Source organism: Vibrio sp. OPT20 (assembly GCF_963889365.1).
Taxonomy (GTDB): Bacteria; Pseudomonadota; Gammaproteobacteria; order Enterobacterales; family Vibrionaceae; genus Vibrio; species Vibrio splendidus.
In genome coordinates this window covers 126,131-145,903 of record NZ_CAWPOA010000107.1, presented here as the reverse complement: position 1 = coordinate 145,903, position 19,773 = coordinate 126,131, and the positions used below count along the sequence as shown (strand labels likewise).

The window sequence follows — 19,773 nt, the reverse complement described above, 5'->3', positions numbered from 1 at the left end:
AGAAAAAACGAACTTGTTAGCAAGTTCGTTTTTCTCTTTTCAATGTTATTGGTCATTGTCAATGAATTACAACTAATCAACAGTTAAGCAGCCGATTCCTTCTGTTGCTCCCAATACAATATGCCTTTATTTCGTTCTTTGATTGGCTCTATTTTGAAAAGCAGTCAGTAGATAGTCGATAAAGACCTTTTTACGTTTCGGCATCAACTGCCTGTCTGCATACACTAGGCTTACTGAAACTTCTGGCATGTCATATTCAGGTAACAAACGAATCAGCTTACCTGTCTTGAAGTGCTCACGACAAATGAATTCAGGAAGCACCGCCAAGCCGAGCCCATCTACACACGCTGTTAAGCATGCCGTGATGGTATTCACCCGCAACTGACACGGTAGATCGATCAAAATCGACTCTCCGCCTTCTAATTGCAAATGCCACTTAGGTAGACGTGCCGCCTTGTTCACCACCTCAATCATCCTTAATGGAGGCTTAAGGTCATCGGGTGAAGAGATTTCACCGAACAGTTCTAGATACTCAGGGCTGGCTACCAATACACGCTTCGATGTTGTGAGGTAACGAGAAACCAAGCTCGAGTCCACTAGCTCACCAATTTGTGCGTAAAGATCGATCCCCTCCGCAATGATGTCGACTTCTCGATTTGACAGCTCTAAGTTCAAAGTCACGTTTGGGTGCTCTTTTAGGAAACTGTGGATGTATGTGGCTAATACTTGATGTCCCAACTCGACAGGCAACACAACATTCAACTGCCCTCGGATCAAATCCTGATTGGCAGAAACCTCTAACTCAGCTTGGTTCATGATCTCTTGCATCTGCATGCTCGACTGATAAAAGCGCTCACCCTCTGGCGTTAAAACTAAACTTCGTGTCGAACGAGTGATCAACCTCACACCTAAGTGCTGCTCGAGCTCATCAAGCTTTCGGCTGACGGTCGACTTGGTCATGTTCAATGCTTCAGCTGCGTGCGTGAAACTCCCACAATCAACAACTTGTGTAAAAACAGTCACAGCATTTAAGTCCATCGTACTTCTCCCAAAGCTATATTAGTAAGATTTTTGCAACAGTGTTTCCCTTTTTTCCTATCTTATCAATCAATCGAATTCATTTACAATTCGTTACATCTAAATAAAAACAAAATGAGAAATAAAAAATGACAGAGAACAACAACGCTTCGCAATCAGTAAGCACAAAAAAACGTAAAAAAGCTCCGCTTATTGCTACTGCGATCATGCTGTCATTAGGTCTAGCTGGCGCCGGATATTGGTACGGCTATGGCCAATACTTTGAATCTACCGACAATGCCTACCTACAAGGCGACATCACTAATATAAGCCCGAAGGTGTCGGGGTATATTGTTAAGTCTTACGTGAGTGATAACCAATCGGTTAAACAAGGTGACTTGTTGGTTCAAATTGATGATCGTGACTACCAATCTGCACTTGCTCAGGCGAATGCGCATTTAAGCGTCGTTCAATCAAGCGTACACAACCTTATCGCTCAACAAACGTTACAACGTAGCCAAATAAATCAAGCTGACAGCCGTGTTGATTCCGCACAAGCTGAATACGAGCGTGCAATCCAACAAGTCGTGCGTTCTCGTAGCTTATTAAAGCGTAACTATGCTTCGCAAGATGAAGTCGACAGCATGGTCGCACAACAAAAAGTCACCCAAGCAGAACTTGAAGAAGCAAAAGCAAACCTCGTCGCAAGTAATGATCAACTAATCGTGATTGCGAGTGAAATCGAACAAGCAAACGCATCCGTGACTGAAGCTCAAGCACAAAGAGATCAAGCACAACTTAACCTTGATTACACCAAGGTTTACGCGCCAGCGGATGGCGTGATTGGTAAACGTAGCGTCCGCGAAGGCTTGCTGATTCAAGCAGGCGCACCACTTATGAGCTTGGTACCAAACAACCAGGTGTGGATTGAAGCCAACTTCAAAGAAACACAGCTAAGCGGCATTCACAAAGGCCAAACGGTAGAAGTCGAACTGGATGCCTTTCCGGGTCAGCCACTCGAAGGCGTTGTCGACAGCTTCTCCCCTGCGACTGGTGCAAAGTTTGCGCTACTGCCGCCAGAAAACGCGACAGGTAACTTCACTAAAATCGTTCAACGTGTACCGGTTAAAATCATCATTCCAGATCAGCAAGAGTTGAAAGGTCGACTGCTTCCTGGTTTGTCTGTGGTAGCGACCATCGATAAACGAGGTTAGACCATGAGTAACGCTGGTGTTGTCACCCAAACTAACGATGATGGCGAGGTTTCAAGACGCCATTGGATCGCCCTATTCGGCGGCTTAATTGGCGCATTTATGGCGATCTTGGATATTCAGATCACCAACTCATCTCTCAAAGATATTCAAGGTGCGCTGTCTGCCACCTTGGATGAAAGCTCGTGGATCTCTACGTCTTATCTAGTCGCAGAGATGATCGCTATCCCACTCAGTGGTTGGCTTTCTAAAGCGCTCGGAAAACGCCGTTATATCACGTGGACGACGGCCATTTTCACCATTTCATCTTTGTTGTGTTCGCTCTCTTGGAATATGACCTCGATGATCGTATTCCGCGCGATGCAAGGCTTCAGTGGTGGTGCTTTAATCCCGCTTGCTTTCTCGTTAGTGATTCAGTTATTACCTGTTAACAAACGTGCTGTGGGTATGGCACTGTTTGGTGTAACCGCGACCTTTGCTCCATCGATCGGTCCAACATTTGGTGGTTGGCTGACGGAGAACTTTTCATGGCACTATATTTTCTATATCAATATTCCGCCTGCTTTGCTTGTGATCACCATGATCCGATATGGCTTGGATGATGAAAAGCTCGACCTGGGCACACTGAAAAAAGCCGACTGGTTTGGTATCGCGACCATGGCGTTAGGGCTCGGTTGCTTGGAAGTGGTACTAGAAGAAGGTAACCGTGAAGAGTGGTTCAGTTCGAGCTTTATTATTGGCTTGAGTATCGTCTCGGCGGTTAGTTTGGTTTACTTTGTGATAAACGAACTCCAACACAAAAAGCCATTGGTTAACCTGCGGCTATTGCGGGATGGGCAGTTTGCTATGTCTTGTATCGCCTATTTGATTTTGGGGATGGCGTTGCTTGGCTCTATCTATGTGCTGCCGATGTATCTCACTCAAATTCAGCAATATAACGCGATGGAAATTGGTGAAGTGCTAATGTGGATGGGTTTCCCACAACTTCTGATATTCCCAATTGTGCCCAAGCTAACACAAATCATTAAGCCTAAGTACTTGGTGACCTTTGGCTTCGCAATGTTCGGTTTCAGTTGTTACGTGAATACGCACATGACAATCGATTTTGGTGGCCAACAGCTGATTTTGTCTATGGTTCTGCGTGCTATCGGTAGCCCATTTATTATGGTTCCACTGTCTTTGGTTGCCATGAAAAACATCAGCAAAATGGACACGCCAGACGCATCAACGTTAACCAACGTAATGAGAAACTTAGGTGGCGCTTTCAGCATCGCGATTATCGCTACGCTATTGGATAACAAAACCCGTGAGCATCTGGCTCACATCAAGGAGTCGCTACCTTCAGTAAGTCAACTTGGTTGGCAAACGCTTCAGCAACAACAAGCGTTTTTCATTCAGTCAGGAAGTGATGCCGCAACGGCGATGCAACAGGCTCAAGCAAGTTTACTTGGCACCATGCAACGTGACGCTGCCATTATGGCTTACAACGATGTGTTCTTAATGATGACGGCGTTCTTGGCTCTAGCGGCAGTATTGATTTTTAACATGCGTGATTAGCGCTTGTTTTTTAGTTAGTAAAGCTTCAAAAAAGGCTACATTTCGGATAAAAATCGAGTAAGAAAACAGAGAGGTAAGCTTATCGGCTTACCTCTTTTTTATTTCTAAAACACGGATAACCCCACAAAAATAAGGTAAACGCAGTCTGCGTTTGAAGGCTTTCATAAATGTTATCGAATACTCTTTAATTACCAATAGTTTATTGAGTGTTTGTATGTGATATAGGCACCTTGACAATGTGCAACCTGACACCTAAATTAAACATAACATTTGGTATTGAGGAAAATGGATTTGACCTTACCAACAGACCTGCGGGTTTTGATTGTCGACGACTCTAAGAGCGCAACAATACTTATTAAGCAGCAACTCTCGAGCTTGGGCATTTCACATGATTGCATCTTTATTGCGACCGATTATCGACAAGCCATCAAGGCGGTCGAGACGCACTCTTTTCATGTACTCCTCATCGATTACCACTTAGAGCAATCCTTCACGGGGTTTGAGCTTTTGGGGATCCTCTATCGAAACAGGCTCATCGATCATACAGTCGCCACAATTCTTGTTTCTGGGGATATGCGTCAGGAAACCGTATTGACTGCCCTTTCAGGCGAAGCACATCACTTTGTTTCTAAACCGATCAATACTCAATCTTTAGGCAAGAAGATTCAAAGTGCTGTGTCCGTTTCGAAGAAACTCACCCAACTGAATGACTTATATCCGATCACTAATCTGGAACGATTGACACAAGCGTTAGCGATCTCCCCTAATGGCAATAGCGTTCAGTTTGAAGCGACGTTGATTGAGCACTTAATTGGAGGCAAAGAATGGGATTTGCTTTCAAGCACAATCAACAACTCGAACACGAAAATGCACCCGACCAAATTAGTCGCAGAGGCATTAATTCTAGACAGCTTGGGTAAACCGAACCTAGCCATAGAAAAGCTCCACAATTACCTGATTGCTCAACCGTTGTCATTAAACGTTATTGATTGTTTAAGCTGCATTTATGAAAAACATAATATGTTACTGCCCGCACTTAAACTGGCCATAAGAGCGTTTGAAATGACACCTAGCATCAGTCACCGTGCGATAAGAGCAATCGACTTGGCAGAAAACGTCGACAACACCCTGATGCTTATCACGCTTGGTGAGATGTACGCGACGCATATATCATCTGCCGACATTGATATTATTCATTCCATTAGCGCCCACTTCAGTTCACTAAAGGCGACCTACCAACGTGAGACACAATTAAAGTACAAACGTATTCTACTGGAACATGCTAATCAATTCACAGAGTTGGTAAACCTCAAACTTCCGGTAAAACAACAGCAACAAGTTCTGGCCAGCCTTGCCCTATTTCAAAGTAATATTTTACTCATTGAGAACAGCCCTCAAGTTGCTCACAAGAAAGTGATTCGAGCCTCGACACTGTTAGCAAATAACTTTTATAACCAACCCACTCACTTATTGCTTCAATTGCTGCCTCTTCTGACTCACTTTGGCGAGTACTCCCTGTACCACTTAGTTGCAGAGTGCTTAAAAGCTCGAGGGGAGACAATAAACCATCAACTCGAATCACAAGATGTAGACCCTTCTACTTGTGTAAATATCGAAAATTCCGATTCCATCCAAGAACTAAAGGACTACATTCACAATTACCCATATTCAATTGCGGCGAAACTTGACTATATATATGCCGTCCATAAAGCTCATATAGAAGAAAACCTTAGACACGAATACTTGAAACAGCTCGCACAGCTAGAGCTTCCACCAAGATGGAGCCAATGGCTCAGTGATTCATTAAGATCTGGTTTTTCTACTAAGCCGCCCAGCCCATTTTCAACATACAGCCGACAGGAGTCTATATGCTAGATTTTGATGCCTTAAATGCCTACTTAGATAATGACAAAGAAGTGATTTTCGCTGTGTTGTCTGTGTATCAAGAAGACCATGGCAATTCATTAGAAGAGATACAAGAACTGGTACAGCAACAGGATTGGGGCAAGCTTCATTTTACCGTACACACATTAAAAGGCATATTAGCCAGCTTCGGCGAAGAAACCGCCACCGTGGCCTTAGAAAGAGTCGAGCAAAACACACTTAATAAGCTTGCACCTCAAGATGATGATCTTTCTGTTATCTACAGCGAAATGAAGATCATCAACAAACAAATCGATGAGGTGCTCAGCACTTATTAGTCAATTCAATGAGCTTTTAGTAATCACTTTTAGTCTTCACTAATAGTTTTTATAGTTTTACGCAGCAAACAATGTCAGCTGAACAGGTTAAAGAGCTGAGGTACTTTGGCAACATGGAACCTCGACTCTTGCCATTTTCTCCTCATTATCCCCAGTCAATTACATAGTCCAAACACACCTATAAATTCACCTCACTTATCTACATATAACGATGCATAACACGTGCTTTATAAACCCTGCATGTTCATGTTTTATCTGCAATAACGTCCCTCTCAATAAGATGTAACTTAGTTAAATATTTGTAGTTCTTTTTGTGACAAAAACATACGAAATTGCATTTTATTTATTGGTAAAGAAGAAACTGTTATCTACACTCTAATGAAACCAAGCGTTAATCACTTGGTGGCATAATAATAAAATAATAAAATAAAAAAATAAGACGTTCAGTCGGCTAAAAAAGGACAAGGAAATGAACAATGACAGTTTTGCTGCGTTTCAGGGGCTCACGGATGACACACCCACTAAAGAATCATTTTCTACCACTGCAGAACCTTATGCTCGCTATCTAAAGGATATTGTGGGGATTGATTTGCTGTCGCGTGAAGATGAGGTGTATTACGCAAAATTGAATCGCGCGGGTGACAAGCAAGCACGTGACATCATGATCGAATCAAACCTGCGACTTGTTGTAAAAATCGCAAAGAGTTACCTAAAACGTAAAGGCAATAACTTCACCCTGCTCGACCTGATTGAAGAAGGTAACATTGGCTTGATTAAGGCAATCGATAAATACGATCCAGAACCCGGTTATCGCTTTTCGACTTACGCAGTATGGTGGATTCGAGAGAATATTGAAGCGGCATTGATGAATAAAGGTCGTACTGTCCGATTACCCGCCCACGTATGCAAAGAAATAAATAGCCTCGCGTCCAAGAAGCTCGATGTAAGTAAAAAAATGAGTAAAGAGATTTCTATTTCAGAGTTGTCAGACAGCTCTGGCGTTAAGGCAAAACGTGTCGACCAACTCGTGGCGCTTAGCGGGTTTATTGACGTGACAACAACGGTTGGTATCAGCCACGCACCAATAGTACTTGAACAGTGTGAAAGTGAGTATATCCCTGACCCGCAAAAAGATTTTGAAGATCAGTCTTTTACCCAAGCTCTAGAGCAAATAATAAACACACTGCCACCCAAATTACAGAAGGTTCTCATTCACCGTTTTGGTTTCTTTGATAACAAGGTGAAAACACTGTCTGAGGTGGGACAAATGCAAGATGTGAATGTTTCTAATGAGCGTGTTAGACAAATGCAGAAAGAAGCAGTCGAGAGAATTCAAAAACGACTCAAATTTGATGGTTGGGTGTAAGTCTCAACCCTACTGATAAGTTATAACGACAGGAAAGAACAATAACGTTAGACAAAAGCATCGTTAATTGTGAGCAACAACGTTAATTAAAGAAAGAACCTTAAGGGTTAGCCTCAAAGCTTGCCCTTTTTGTTTGCCTAATTCGGTAGAAAAACAAAAAGACCGTAAGCACACGAACCGTAAGTCGCTAATGGCTAATGGCTAATGGCAAGTGCCACAGCATTAACTTACCTTAAAGAAGTGACTCGCTCACTGCGTAAAATGAGATAATTGATGTAAGTGGTTTCAAGGCAATCTTGTTCCCACACAGATAAAATCCGTTTGGCCGCAAAATAATAATCTTTGTTTCTCAACAGCATCCCAACGGTGCCGCTGAGCTTTTCAAATCGAACGTGATCGCTCGCAGAGATGTAGTCATCTTCACTTTCAATAATGGGTGCTAAACCATCAGCAAACCAATTATTCAATATTTCTCGCATCTCTAATTCGGACTCAGGCACATCCACACTCGACAACTCACGATGTTGAGGTGGTGGCACGATGTACTTCGACGCTTGCGGTGAACTGACATAACGATACATGTCGTCCCTCCTTTCTAACTAACTCTTCTAATAATTAAGGACATTTTTATCTGTTCTCAAGTTTATTTAGCGAAACAAAACAAATAAAAAAGCCATGCATCAATGACTCTACATAGCTTTAATGAGGGCAACTTTACGCTGCCCTATCTACTTGTTGGTTTAGACTAAATGTCGGTTCAGACTAAAACTAAGCCCTCTCGATTAAATCGAGCTTTGGTCGAAGTCGTTGCCTTGATCGGTTCCAGTTTGAGAATCTGAATCGAAGCTTCCAGAGTCATCCGTGAAGTCAACACCTTGATCTTGACCACCTGAACTTGTCCAGTCGCTGCCTCCAGATTCCATACCCGCCATGTCCGGTTGCTGCTCTTGAGTAGAACCTTGCATGGTGTATTGATCATCGACCTCAACTTCAACAGAACCGCTTGCTCCGTCGATTGAACTACCCAATTCGTCGTAACCTTGGAATTGGATCTCGCTAGTACCTTCATAACCTTCTGGAAGTTCAACGGATACAGGCTGCTCTAGGTTGCCACTGATTGTGAAGCTACCATCACCGTTATCCAGTGCGTTGCTCACAGTAGCGCCCTCAGGTAAGCCAGACATATCAGCGTAATCAACCGATTCGTTACCACTCACCTCATCTGGAATCGAGATAGAGATGGTATCGCCCGGTGCCGCGGTTACATCTGCTGTACTGTCTTCAGTTTCAGCATCTTGAGCTTGGTCATCAGCTTGTTGAGCCACTTCCACTTGTTGCTCTTCTGTTGCTTGAGCAGCTTGGACTTGTGGTTCATCACTTTGTACTGAATCATCTTCAACTTGGATGCTTAAGCTATGACTTGATACTTCACCGCCGTCGTTAACTTCAACATTCATCGCTAAGTTGCCATCGAAGTCTTCGTTCGGCCAGTAAGTCCACTCACCTTCACCTGATTCGGCAAAGAAGCCAGCATCGTTCGCGTCTGCAACATCAACAACTTGTGCAGAATCACTCACGCCCAACTCATCCACCAGCTGTGCATCCGTGATAGTTAGTGACCCATCATCAGCTAAGGCATAACTTTCACTCGCCGCTGCTTCATCTCCGCCTTGGATATCCACATTGAAGAAGCTTTCGATGCGATTTTCGCCATCGGTCGCTATAAACCCAACTTGAACATCGCCGGTGTAGTCTTCAGCAGGAGTGAATTGATAGTTACCTTGGTTATCGCTCTCTATTACGCCCTGACCTTCCATCAAGCTTACTGATTCAATGCTCAAGCTATCGCCTTCTGCATCGCTCAGGTTCGCTAACATGTCTTCATCAGTGAACGATAAAGTGGCATCCGCTGCGATTTCCGTCGTTGTGATACTGTTAACTTCTGGTGCTGCATTGTCTTGCGAGTCGCCTTCTTTCACGACTACGCCAGTTTGCTCATCATGAAGCACGCCATCTTTATCAACTACGTATGCAATGTCTGCTTCGCCCGTAAAGCCTGGTGCTGGTGTGAACGTCCAAGTGCCATCGCCATTATCGACAATCTCACCTTGGCTGCGGTCGGCAAGATGAACCAGTTTCACTTCATCATCGCTGTCTGCATCCACATTCTCAGCCAATCCGATTAAGTCGTCCGCTGTTAGGATGATGGAATCACCCGCTACAGTTTCGAAATCACCTGAATCGATACCATCATCAAACGCTTCCGGCTCATCTCCGTAATCAACGGTTGTTGCACTTACGGTTACGAAGAACTCACCATGGAAGTCTTCAGGCGGCGTCATTTGAATGTTTGAGATATCCCAGTCGAACAGGTCGATGTATTGACCCGGCTCGGTGATCATCACGGTATTCACACCATCGGTTACCTCGAATCCAACAGGGAAACCTGTCATCACCAAGTTACTTAGTGTTTCTGAATCATCGACTAGGCCAACGTTCAGTCCTAAGTGACCCGTTTCATCCTCACCGAACACCAATGGACCGTCATGGTCAGTTGAAATAACCGCGCCATCTGCGACAGGACGTACGAACACAGGAACATCGAGAACCGTTTCAAACTCACCGTCACTCACGACAACTTGCAGGTCAAAAACACCCGCAAAGTCGCCTGTTGGTGTGAATGTCCAAGTACCATCACCGTTGTCTGTTACTTCTCCGCCATCTTCACCGTCTGCGGTGATAATGCGAGAAACAACAAGGTCAGCGGTATCAATGTCACCGAACAAGTTCATCAAGTCGCCAGCATCGAAGGTGAACGCGCCATCTTCGTCTGTGGTCATCATTGCGTTGCCGACATTGAATGGTGCGTCGTTAACCGGAATGACATCCACATTCAGCGAGCCATCAACCACTTCTTCGCCGTCAGTCGCTTGATAACCCAGTTCTACCAAGCCATTGAAGTCTTGCGTAGTCACTAAGTGATACATGCCGTCTGGTTGCTGAGTTAAGGTCGCGTTCGCTGGAGCTCGAACTGTGATGCTCTCGATGCTGATCTCGTCGCCATCAAGGTCTGTTACTTGATCTGCGATGTAAGCAGGGTCAATCACCATGACCACATCTTCTTCGCCTTGCATCTCAATCATTGGCGCTTCAGGTGCATCATTCACTGGTGTAACATCGATGTTGCCGTCGACTGAAATAGTCTCTTGGCCATCGCTAACATTAAACGTCATTGGCACATCGCCATTGAAGTTTTCGTTTGGCATAAATGACCAAGTACCATCTTCGTTGTCTAGCAACTCACCTAAGCTAGGGTCGATTTGTAGACCCGAAGCTGACAGCTCATCTGCGGTGTTATCGATGTCGGTAGCTTGAGCTAACAACATGTCTTGTGTGATAAGGATGGTGCTGTCTTCGGCTGTGGTTAGTTTCACTTCCTCAGATTCTGGTCCATCGTTCACAGCCAGAACTTCGATTCCTGCCGTTGTTGTTGCAGTTGCACCGTCATCATCGGTCACAACCACATCTAGGCTGATATCACCATTAAAGTTCTCGCTTGGCGTGAAGGTCACAGACCCATTATCGTTTTGAATCAAGGTGCCGTCAGAGCCTGAGTAAGTCACGCTTTCAAGCGACACTTCGCCATCAACGTCAGAGCTATTAGCAATTAACTGCTCAGGGCTGATTGTGATGGTGCCATCTTCGTTCATTTGGTAAGACGTAGAACCCGCTACTGGCGCATCGTTAACATCCGTTACCGTCACACCAATATTCGCATCGACTGTCTCAGTGCCATCAGTCACTGTGAAGCCAAGGTTTACATCGCCATTGAAGTTCTCGTTCGGAGCAAAGCTATAAGTGCCGTCACCGTTGTCAGTGAACACACCCTCTGCACCCGTGTAAGACACATCCGAGATAGACAAGTCATCGCCGTCAATGTCTCCAGCGCCTGCTAGTAGGTCTGCATCCGTGAAGACTAGCGTTCCATCTTCCTCAACGGTAAAGTTTTGGTCTTCTGCTGTTGGTAGGTCATTGACTGGGTTAACCGTTAGGTCGACGCCAGCTTGAACAGTTTCAAGGCCATCTGAAACATCGAAGCTTAGGTCTATGTCGCCGTTGAAGTCAGCTTCCGGAGTGATAGTAAATGAACCATCTTCGTTCGCTGTTACAGTCGCATTATCACCCGCAGATAGGTTGCTTGCGGTTAGTGCATCACCATCAACATCGGATGCGTTAGCCAGCAACTGCTCTTGAGATAGCGTAATTGAACCATCTTCATCAACCGAGTAAGCCACGTTTCCGGCCACTGGTGCGTCGTTAACTGCAATAACTTCAATACCAGCGGTGGTTTGAGCGGTAGCACCGTCGTCATCAATAACCGTCACATCAAGGTTGATGTCGCCGTTAAAGTTTTCGTTTGGTGCGAACGTGACCGAACCATCTTCATTTTGAACCAATATACCGTCTGCACCTGAGTAGCTCACGCTATCAAGCGACACTTCACCGTCCACATCGGAGCTGTTAGCAATCAACTGCTCAGGGCTCAATGTGATGGTGCCATCTTCGTTCATTTGGTAAGACGTTGCGCCTGCCACTGGTGCATCGTTAACGTCTGTTACCGTTACGTCGATGTTTGCATCAACCGTCTCTGTACCGTCAGATACTGAGAAGTCCAGACTTACTTCACCGTTGAAGTTTTCGTTTGGAGCAAAGGTGTAAGTGCCATCGCCATTGTCGGTAAACACACCCTCTGCGCCAGTGTAAGACACATCAGCAACTGAAAGCTCATCACCATCAATATCAGAAGCACCCGCTAGCAGTTGCTCGTCTGTAAAGGTAAGTGAACCATCTTCTTCAATGGTGTAAGCGACATCTTCTACAACCGCGATGTCATTCACTGGATTCACAGTAAGGTCGGCCGTTGCAACAACCGTTTCAGTACCATCAGAAAGGTCGAAGCTAAGGTCAATATCACCATTAAAGTCGGCATCCGGTGTAATAGTAAATGAACCATCATCGTTTGCCGTAACGGTAGCGTTATCACCCGCGGTCAGATTAGCCGCGGTAAGATCATCGCCGTCCACATCCGATGCTTGAGCCAGCAGTTGCTCTTGGCTTAGCGTGATTGAACCATCTTCATCCACTGAGTAAGCCAAGTCACCTGACACTGGTGCATCGTTGACTGCGATAACATCTATACCCGCAGTGGTTTCAGCCGTTGCACCCTCTTCATCAGCAACGGTTACATCTAGGCTGACATTGCCGTTGAAGTTTTCATTTGGTGCGAAGCTGTAAGTACCATCACCATTGTCAGTAAAGATACCGTCTGCGCCTGAGTAGGAAACGTCGCTAACGGATACATCACCTTCAATGTCTGAGCTGTTCGCAAGAAGCTGTGCTTCAGAGATGGTAATCACGTTATCTTCGTCAACGCTGTAGGTCGTTGAACCTGCAACCGGCAAGTCATTAACAGCAATGACGTCGATACCTGCGGTTGTTTCAGCGGTTGCGCCATCTTCATCCATAACAGATACATCAAGACTGATGTCACCGTTAAAGTTTTCGTTTGGAGCAAAGGTGTAAGTACCATCACCATTATCAGTGAATACACCATCAGTGCCGCTGTAGCTTACATCGCTGACAAACACTTCCCCTTCAACATCCGAGCTATTCGCCAGAAGTTGTGCATCGCTTAGGGTGATACTGCCGTCTTCTTCAACGCTGTAAGTTGTAGAACCTGCTACCGGTACGTCGTTGATTGGAACCACTTGAACATCAATATTCGCCGATACAACATCTGTACCATCGCTCACATCGTAAGTTAGGTCGACATTACCATTGAAGTTCTCGTTTGGAGCAAAGGTATAAGTACCGTCGCCGTTATCCGTGAACACACCGTCTGCGCCTTCGTAGTTAACCGACTCGACAGAAAGATCATCGCCGTCAATATCCGTTGCACCAGTCAGTAGCTGTTCATCGGTAAAGGTCAGCGAACCATCTTCATTAATGGTGTAGTCGTGGTCGTAAATTACAGAAAGGTCGTTAACTGCTGTTACTGTCACGTCTAGTTCCGCTGGAGTAACCCCACCGTTGCCATCGTCTACGTTGTAGCTAATCGAGAATTCACCATTGAAGTTCTCTTCCGGTGTAATGGTGTAAGTACCATCACCATTGTCAGTGATAAGAGCGTTCTCAATAGAAACATCTCCAACACTTGGTTCGTTTCCACCCGTATCACCAGAGTCATCACCTTCATCGCCCGTTAGCAATTCAGAGATATCAATGCCGTTTTCATTCGCGAGCGCTTCTTCTGCCGTTGGCAAGTCGAATGCATTTTGAGTGCCTACATCTTGGCTTGGAACAATAATGCCATTCACGATATCGAATACATGCCAGTGGTCACCCGATGGGCTTTCAGATAAATCAGGGCTAAAGGTTTCAACCAATGTATCGCCAACAAATACCTGAACCTGTACATCTTCAGCACCATCTACATCCCAACTTCTGCTGGTGTAGTTGTGTACTGAATAGTGCATGTCAGCATCTTGGTAGTTTGGAATGGTGATGGTTTCAGGGCCGCCACCATTTGTGTCATCTACATCTTGCTGAACAACGTTACCTTCACCAAGATCATGGCTCATGTCGCGATAGTAAATATGGTCTAGCTCATTGCCATTCTCTGTATCGTAGAGCCATAGGTGGTTGTCCATATCACGTGGACTGTCACCCCATGTGACCACGATACGCATATCTGTTTCTTCAAGGACTTCAGATATTGCAGTCACGCCACCATTGGTATCTTCGCCTGCTGGAACTAGGAAGCTGCTAGTAATTGAGCCTTCTTGTTCAATCCTAACGGTACCTTGGTCAACAACAGGACCGCTCACAGAGTAGTTACCGGATTGATCCGTCTCCGCCGTGTAAGAATGACCTGCGTTGTCGGTTAGCGTAACATCCGCACCTGCGATTGGATTGCCAGTTTCAGCATCCAACACAGTACCAGTAACGGTCGTTTCATCGCCCTGCTCTCCGATAATTGCGGTCATGTCATCGTCTTCGATGTCAGTCGCGAATTGTAGGAGCTCTTCTTGAGTAATGGTGTATGAACCGTCTTCTTCAATGGTTATCGCCACATCAGCAGAAACAATTGGCGCGTCGTTAACTGGGTCAACGGTCAAGCCTAAGTTAGCGGCAATTGGTGTGTCGCCATCGCTGATGCTGTAGGCAACATCGATGTAGCCATTGAAGTTTTCGCTTGGAGTGATTGAGAACGTGCCATCGCCATTGTCGACAATCGTTGCATCGTCACCCACTAAGGTTAAGTCGGAAGCGACAAGGTCGTCGCCCTCAATATCAGCGGCATTCGCAAGTAACTGCTCCTGTGTGATAGTGATGACATTATCTTCATCAACGTTCGCATATACATCAGATGTCGTTGGCAAGTCGTTGACTGGGTTTACCGCCAGATCGGCGTTCGCCACAATCGACTCGGTGCCGTCCGAAATATCAAAGCTTAGGTCGATATCGCCATTGAAGTTCGCATCTGGCGTTACCGTAAAGGTGCCATCACCATTATCAACAACGGTTGCATTATCGCCTGCGCTTAAGTTGCTTGCGGTTAGGTCATCGCCATCCACATCAGATGCTTGAGATAGCAACTGCTCTTGAGTCAGAGTAATGGAACCATCTTCATCAATGCTGTATGCCAAATCACCCGATACAGGTGGATCGTTAATTGGAAGAACATCAATACTTGCGCTAGTGGCTACTGTCGCACCTTCTTCATCTGTCACCACCACATCTAGGCTAACATCGCCATCGAAGTTTGCGTTCGGTGCAAAGCTGAATGTGCCGTTACCGTTGTCAGTAAAGATACCGTCAGCGCCTGTGTAAGTAACGCTATCAATCGCTACTTCACCTTCAATATCCGAAGAGTTCGCCAACAGTTGCTCTGCACTGATGGTGATAACTTCATCTTCGTTCACTGAGTAGCTGGTTGAGCCTGCGATTGGCGGATCGTTCACCTCAAGTACAGTGATTCCCGCTGTGGTCGCTTCTGTTGCCCCTTCTTCATCGGTAACAACAACCGCTAAGCTAACATCCCCATTGAAGTTCTCGTTTGGCGAGAAAGTATAAGTGCCGTCACCGTTGTCTTCGAACACACCATCACTGCCAGTGTAAGACACGCTATCAATCGCAACCTCACCTTCAATATCTGAAGAGTTGGCTAATAGCTGTTCGTTACTGATCGTGATTGAGTTGTCTTCATGCACAGTGTAAGACGTGCTGCCCGCCACTGGTGGATCGTTCTCAGGCGTCACGCTCACATCGATGTTCGCTTGAACCGTATCCGTGCCATCTGACACATCAAAGCTGAAGTTCACATCACCATTGAAGTTCTCGTTTGGCGCAAAGCTGTAGCTTCCGTCGCCATTATCAGTAAGAACGCCATCAGCACCCGTGTATGTCACACCTTCTACCGTTAAGTCATCACCTTCAACATCCGTTGCACCCGTTAACAGGTCAGCGTCAGAGAAGTTAAGAACCCCATCTTCACCAATAGTGAATGCTTGATCTTGTGGCTCTGGCGCATCATTGACAGGTGTTACCGTCAAGTCTAGGCCAGCAGCGACCATCTCTTCCCCATCGGTGACATCGTAACTAAATTCGATATTACCGTTGAAGTTTTCACTCGGAGTAATGGTGAAGCTGCCATCGTCGTTCATTTCAACGGTCGCATTTTCGTCATTAGTGGTTAGATTGATTGCGGATAGGTCATCACCATCAATATCGACAGCGCGCTCTAGCAACTGCTCTTGAGTTAGCGTGATACTGTTGTCTTCGGCCGTAACGGCACTGATATCACCATCAACTTCTGGAGCATCATTCGCTGGCGAGATATGAATCGTCACATCTTGCGTTGCCGTTGCGGTGGTGCCCGTATCAACATCAGTCGACGTCGCATTCACGGTTAGAACCACATCCCCATTGAAGTCACCTGAAGGGATAAACTCTAGCCCTTCTAGCTCGCCTGGTTGCAATGACCATGTGCCATCACCGTTATCGGTACCTGCAGAAAGCGAGCTGCCTTCCGGCACATCTTCAATCAAAATAGCAAGGTTTTCTGAACCATCGGTATCGGTTAGAGCGGCATCAATATCGAGTGGTACAGGTGTATCTTCGGTACCAATGATTTGGTAATCCGCGTCAGACACTGTGATTTCAATGTTATCGATGCCAAACGACTCATCACTCACACCTTGGTTCAAGGTTGAACCGAAGCCTAACTCAAGTTGGCCGTCTTCAACGGGTACCGTTAAGTTGATTTGGTGCGCTTGGTCGTTCCAACCACTGAAGCCTTCACCTTGCGACACGCCGTGAACAACTTCACCCACTTCATTGCCCGCTGAATCGTACAATGTTGTAGTGCCATCTTGAGTTTGGAACGCCGAGTTGTCTAACGAAGTAAGCTCTTCGCCGCCGACAAAGATTTGGAATGACTCACCATCCCAAGAATCAATTTCGTAGAAACTGAACGAGATATTAACTTCGCTCACATCACTTGGAATGTCGTAAGTTTTGCTGACAGCTTCATCGCCATCAGTGCCACCAATACGACCTAGCATGTCACCTGATTCGAAGCCTTGTGAGCTTTCAGTACCGGTATTCCAACCGTTTGAGCCAGACTCGAAGTTGTCTGAAGCAATCACCAAGTCAGACGCAATCGACAGCTCAGGCATATCAACCACAGATTGAACATCAATCGTCGCTTCTGCTGATACTGTCGCTGTACCGTCATTCACGTCGAACGTAACATTCACATTGCCGTCGAAGTTTTCATTCGGTGCGAATGTGTAAGTACCGTCGCCGTTATCAACCAGTGAACCACTGTCAGAAGCGACATTTTCAACCGATAAGTTATCGCCATCAATGTCGCCCGCATTTTGCAGCAGTTGTTCTTCAGTAAAGGTAAAGCTGGTGTCTTCTTGAGTCACAAATTGTGGCTCACCGACTGTTGGCAAGTCATTAACTGGGTTAACCGTTAGGTCAGCCGTTACTTGAAGCGTCGCATCACCATCGGTAATGTCGAAGTTCAAATCAATGTCGCCATTGAAGTTCGCATCTGGCGTGATAGTGAAACTACCATCATCGTTTGCAGTAACTGCCGCATCACCACCAACGGTCAGGTTAGCCGCTGTTAAGTCATCGCCGTCAACATCGCTCGCCTGAGCAAGTAATTGCTCTTGGCTCAAAGTAATTGAGCCATCTTCGTCCACGCTGTACGCCAAGTCGCCCGATACCGGAGCATCGTTAACAGGCAGAACATCAATGCTTGCGTTAGTCGCTACGGTTGCGCCTTCTTCATCAGTAACGACAACATCAAGGCTTACGTCGCCATCGAAGTTAGCGTTAGGTGCGAAGCTGAATGTTCCGTCGCCATTGTCGGTAAATATACCGTCTGAACCTGTGTAGTTAACGCTATCAATCGCCACTTCACCTTCGATATCAGAAGCGTTCGCCAACAGTTGCTCTGAACTGATGGTGATAACTTCGTCCTCGTTCACTGAGTAGCTGGTTGAGCCTGCGATTGGTGGATCGTTCACCTCAAGTACAGTAATACCCGCGGTGGTCGCTTCAGTTGCGCCCTCTTCATCGGTAACGACAACATCAAGGCTAACTTCGCCGTTGAAGTTCTCGTTTGGTGAGAAGGTGTAAGTACCGTCACCGTTGTCTTCAAAGACACCGTCAGCGCCAGTGTAAGTCACGCTATCGACTGCCACAGCACCTTCAATGTCCGAAGAGTTAGCAAGTAACTGTTCGTCGCTGATGGTAATTGAGTTGTCTTCATGAACGGTGTAAGACGTGCTACCTGCAACAGGTGGATCGTTCTCTGGTGTCACGCTGACATCAATGTTGGCTTGAACGGTACCCGTACCATCTGACACATCAAAACTGAAGTTCACATCACCATTGAAGTTCTCGTTTGGCGCAAAGCTGTAGCTTCCGTCGCCATTGTCAGTAAGAACACCGTCGGCACCTGTGTAAGTCACACCTTCAACCGATAGGTCATCCCCATCGATATCGGTCGCCCCTGTTAGCAAGTCTTCATCAGTGAAGTTCAAGATGCCGTCTTCACCGATGCTGAACGTTTGGTCTTGTGGTTGTGGAAGGTCATTAACTGGATTGACGGTTAGGTCAGCCGTCGCAACAAGCGTATCTGTACCGTCGCTAATGTCGAACGTTAGGTCAATGTCACCATTGAAGTTCGCATCTGGCGTAATGGTAAAGCTGCCGTCATCGTTAGCAACAACCGTCGCGTCTCCATCAACAATCAAGTTAGAAGCAGTCAGGTCGTCTCCGTCTACATCGCTTGCTTGAGAAAGAAGCTGCTCTTGGCTCAAGGTAATCGAACCGTCTTCCTCAACACTGTATGCCAGGTCGCCTGATACTGGCACGTCGTTGATTGGTAATACATCAACCGTAATAAACGTATCAACTTGAGCGCCGTCTTCATCTTGAATGGTCACATCCAACTGCACTTGGCCGTTGAAGTTTTCATTCGGAGCGAAGCTACATGTACCGTCACCATTGATTGAGAAGATACCGTCTGGGCCATCGTAGTTGATCTCAACAAGCTCAACATCACCTTCAATATCAGAAGCGTTCAGCAGAACTTGAGACTCATTGAAAGTCAGTACTGAATCTTCATCGATGGTGTATGACGTTGGGCCAGCAACTGGCGGATCGTTCACTTCTAGAACCGTAATGCCCGCTGTAGTCGATACGGCTGCATCGTCTTCATCCACAACAACCACATCAAGGCTAACTTCGCCATTGAAGTTCTCGTTTGGAGAGAAGGTATATGTGCCGTCACCGTTGATTTCTAGAACACCGTCACTACCACTGTAAGTCACGCTATCAATCGCCACTTCACCTTCGATATCCGAAGAGTTCGCTAGCAATTGTTCGTTACTGATCGTAATAGAGTTGTCTTCATGAACCGTGTAAGACGTGCTACCCGCAACCGGTGGATCATTCTCTGGCGTCACGCTTACATCAATGTTAGCGGTTACCGTATCGGTACCATCTGATACATTGAACGAGAAGTTCACATCGCCATTGAAGTTTTCGTTTGGCGCGAAGCTGTATGTGCCATCGCCATTATCGGTTAGGACACCGTCTGTGCCAGTGTAAGTTACACCTTCAACACTTAGGTCATCTCCCTCAATGTCCGTTGCACCTGTTAATAGGTCTTGGTCATTGAAAGTTAACACACCATCTTCGCCGACTGTGAATGTCTGGTCTTGTGCTTCTGGACCATCGTTCACAGGTGAAACCGTTAGCTCTAGGTTGGTAGAGACAACATCATCACCATCAGACACATCAAACGTAAAGCTAACATCGCCATTGAAATCAGCAT

8 protein-coding genes are annotated in these 19,773 nt (G+C 46.0%); 5 read left to right on the top strand and 3 right to left on the bottom strand.

The features are described from left to right. Positions 1 to 126: 126 nt before the first annotated feature. The gene (locus AACR09_RS23630; RefSeq protein ID WP_193835806.1) at positions 127 to 1,038 is read right to left on the bottom strand and encodes a LysR family transcriptional regulator; all 912 of its coding nucleotides are present in this window, start codon (positions 1,036 to 1,038) and stop codon (positions 127 to 129) included. 128 nt (positions 1,039 to 1,166) lie between these two features. Here AACR09_RS23630 and AACR09_RS23625 point away from each other — a divergent pair, with 128 nt between their 5' ends. From AACR09_RS23625 to AACR09_RS23605, 5 genes are all read left to right on the top strand, one after another. After that, a complete protein-coding gene (locus AACR09_RS23625) occupies positions 1,167 to 2,231 on the top strand; it encodes an HlyD family secretion protein (protein ID WP_102461908.1) in 1,065 nt (354 codons plus the stop codon). A 3-nt stretch (positions 2,232 to 2,234) separates the two neighbouring features. After that, the gene (locus AACR09_RS23620) at positions 2,235 to 3,785 is read left to right on the top strand and encodes a DHA2 family efflux MFS transporter permease subunit (protein ID WP_193835805.1); all 1,551 of its coding nucleotides are present in this window, start codon (positions 2,235 to 2,237) and stop codon (positions 3,783 to 3,785) included. A 285-nt stretch (positions 3,786 to 4,070) separates the two neighbouring features. Then, a complete protein-coding gene (locus AACR09_RS23615) occupies positions 4,071 to 5,660 on the top strand; it encodes a response regulator (RefSeq protein WP_193835804.1) in 1,590 nt (529 codons plus the stop codon). Further along, positions 5,654 to 5,986 carry an Hpt domain-containing protein gene (locus tag AACR09_RS23610; protein ID WP_017079133.1) on the top strand — a complete coding sequence of 111 codons (333 nt, stop codon included), beginning with the start codon at positions 5,654 to 5,656 and terminating at the stop codon, positions 5,984 to 5,986. Before AACR09_RS23615 ends, AACR09_RS23610 begins: the two co-directional genes overlap by 7 nt. A gap of 469 nt (positions 5,987 to 6,455) precedes the next feature. Then, a complete protein-coding gene (locus AACR09_RS23605; protein ID WP_102453633.1) occupies positions 6,456 to 7,352 on the top strand; it encodes a sigma-70 family RNA polymerase sigma factor in 897 nt (298 codons plus the stop codon). A 227-nt stretch (positions 7,353 to 7,579) separates the two neighbouring features. On the opposite strand, the gene AACR09_RS23600 is transcribed toward AACR09_RS23605, so the two are convergent. Then, complete coding sequence (locus AACR09_RS23600) at positions 7,580 to 7,933, bottom strand: hypothetical protein (protein ID WP_017079131.1); 354 nt, start codon at positions 7,931 to 7,933, stop codon at positions 7,580 to 7,582. 201 nt (positions 7,934 to 8,134) lie between these two features. Beyond that, a partial coding sequence (locus AACR09_RS23595; protein ID WP_193835803.1) for a tandem-95 repeat protein occupies positions 8,135 to 19,773 on the bottom strand: 11,639 nt, incomplete at its 5' end.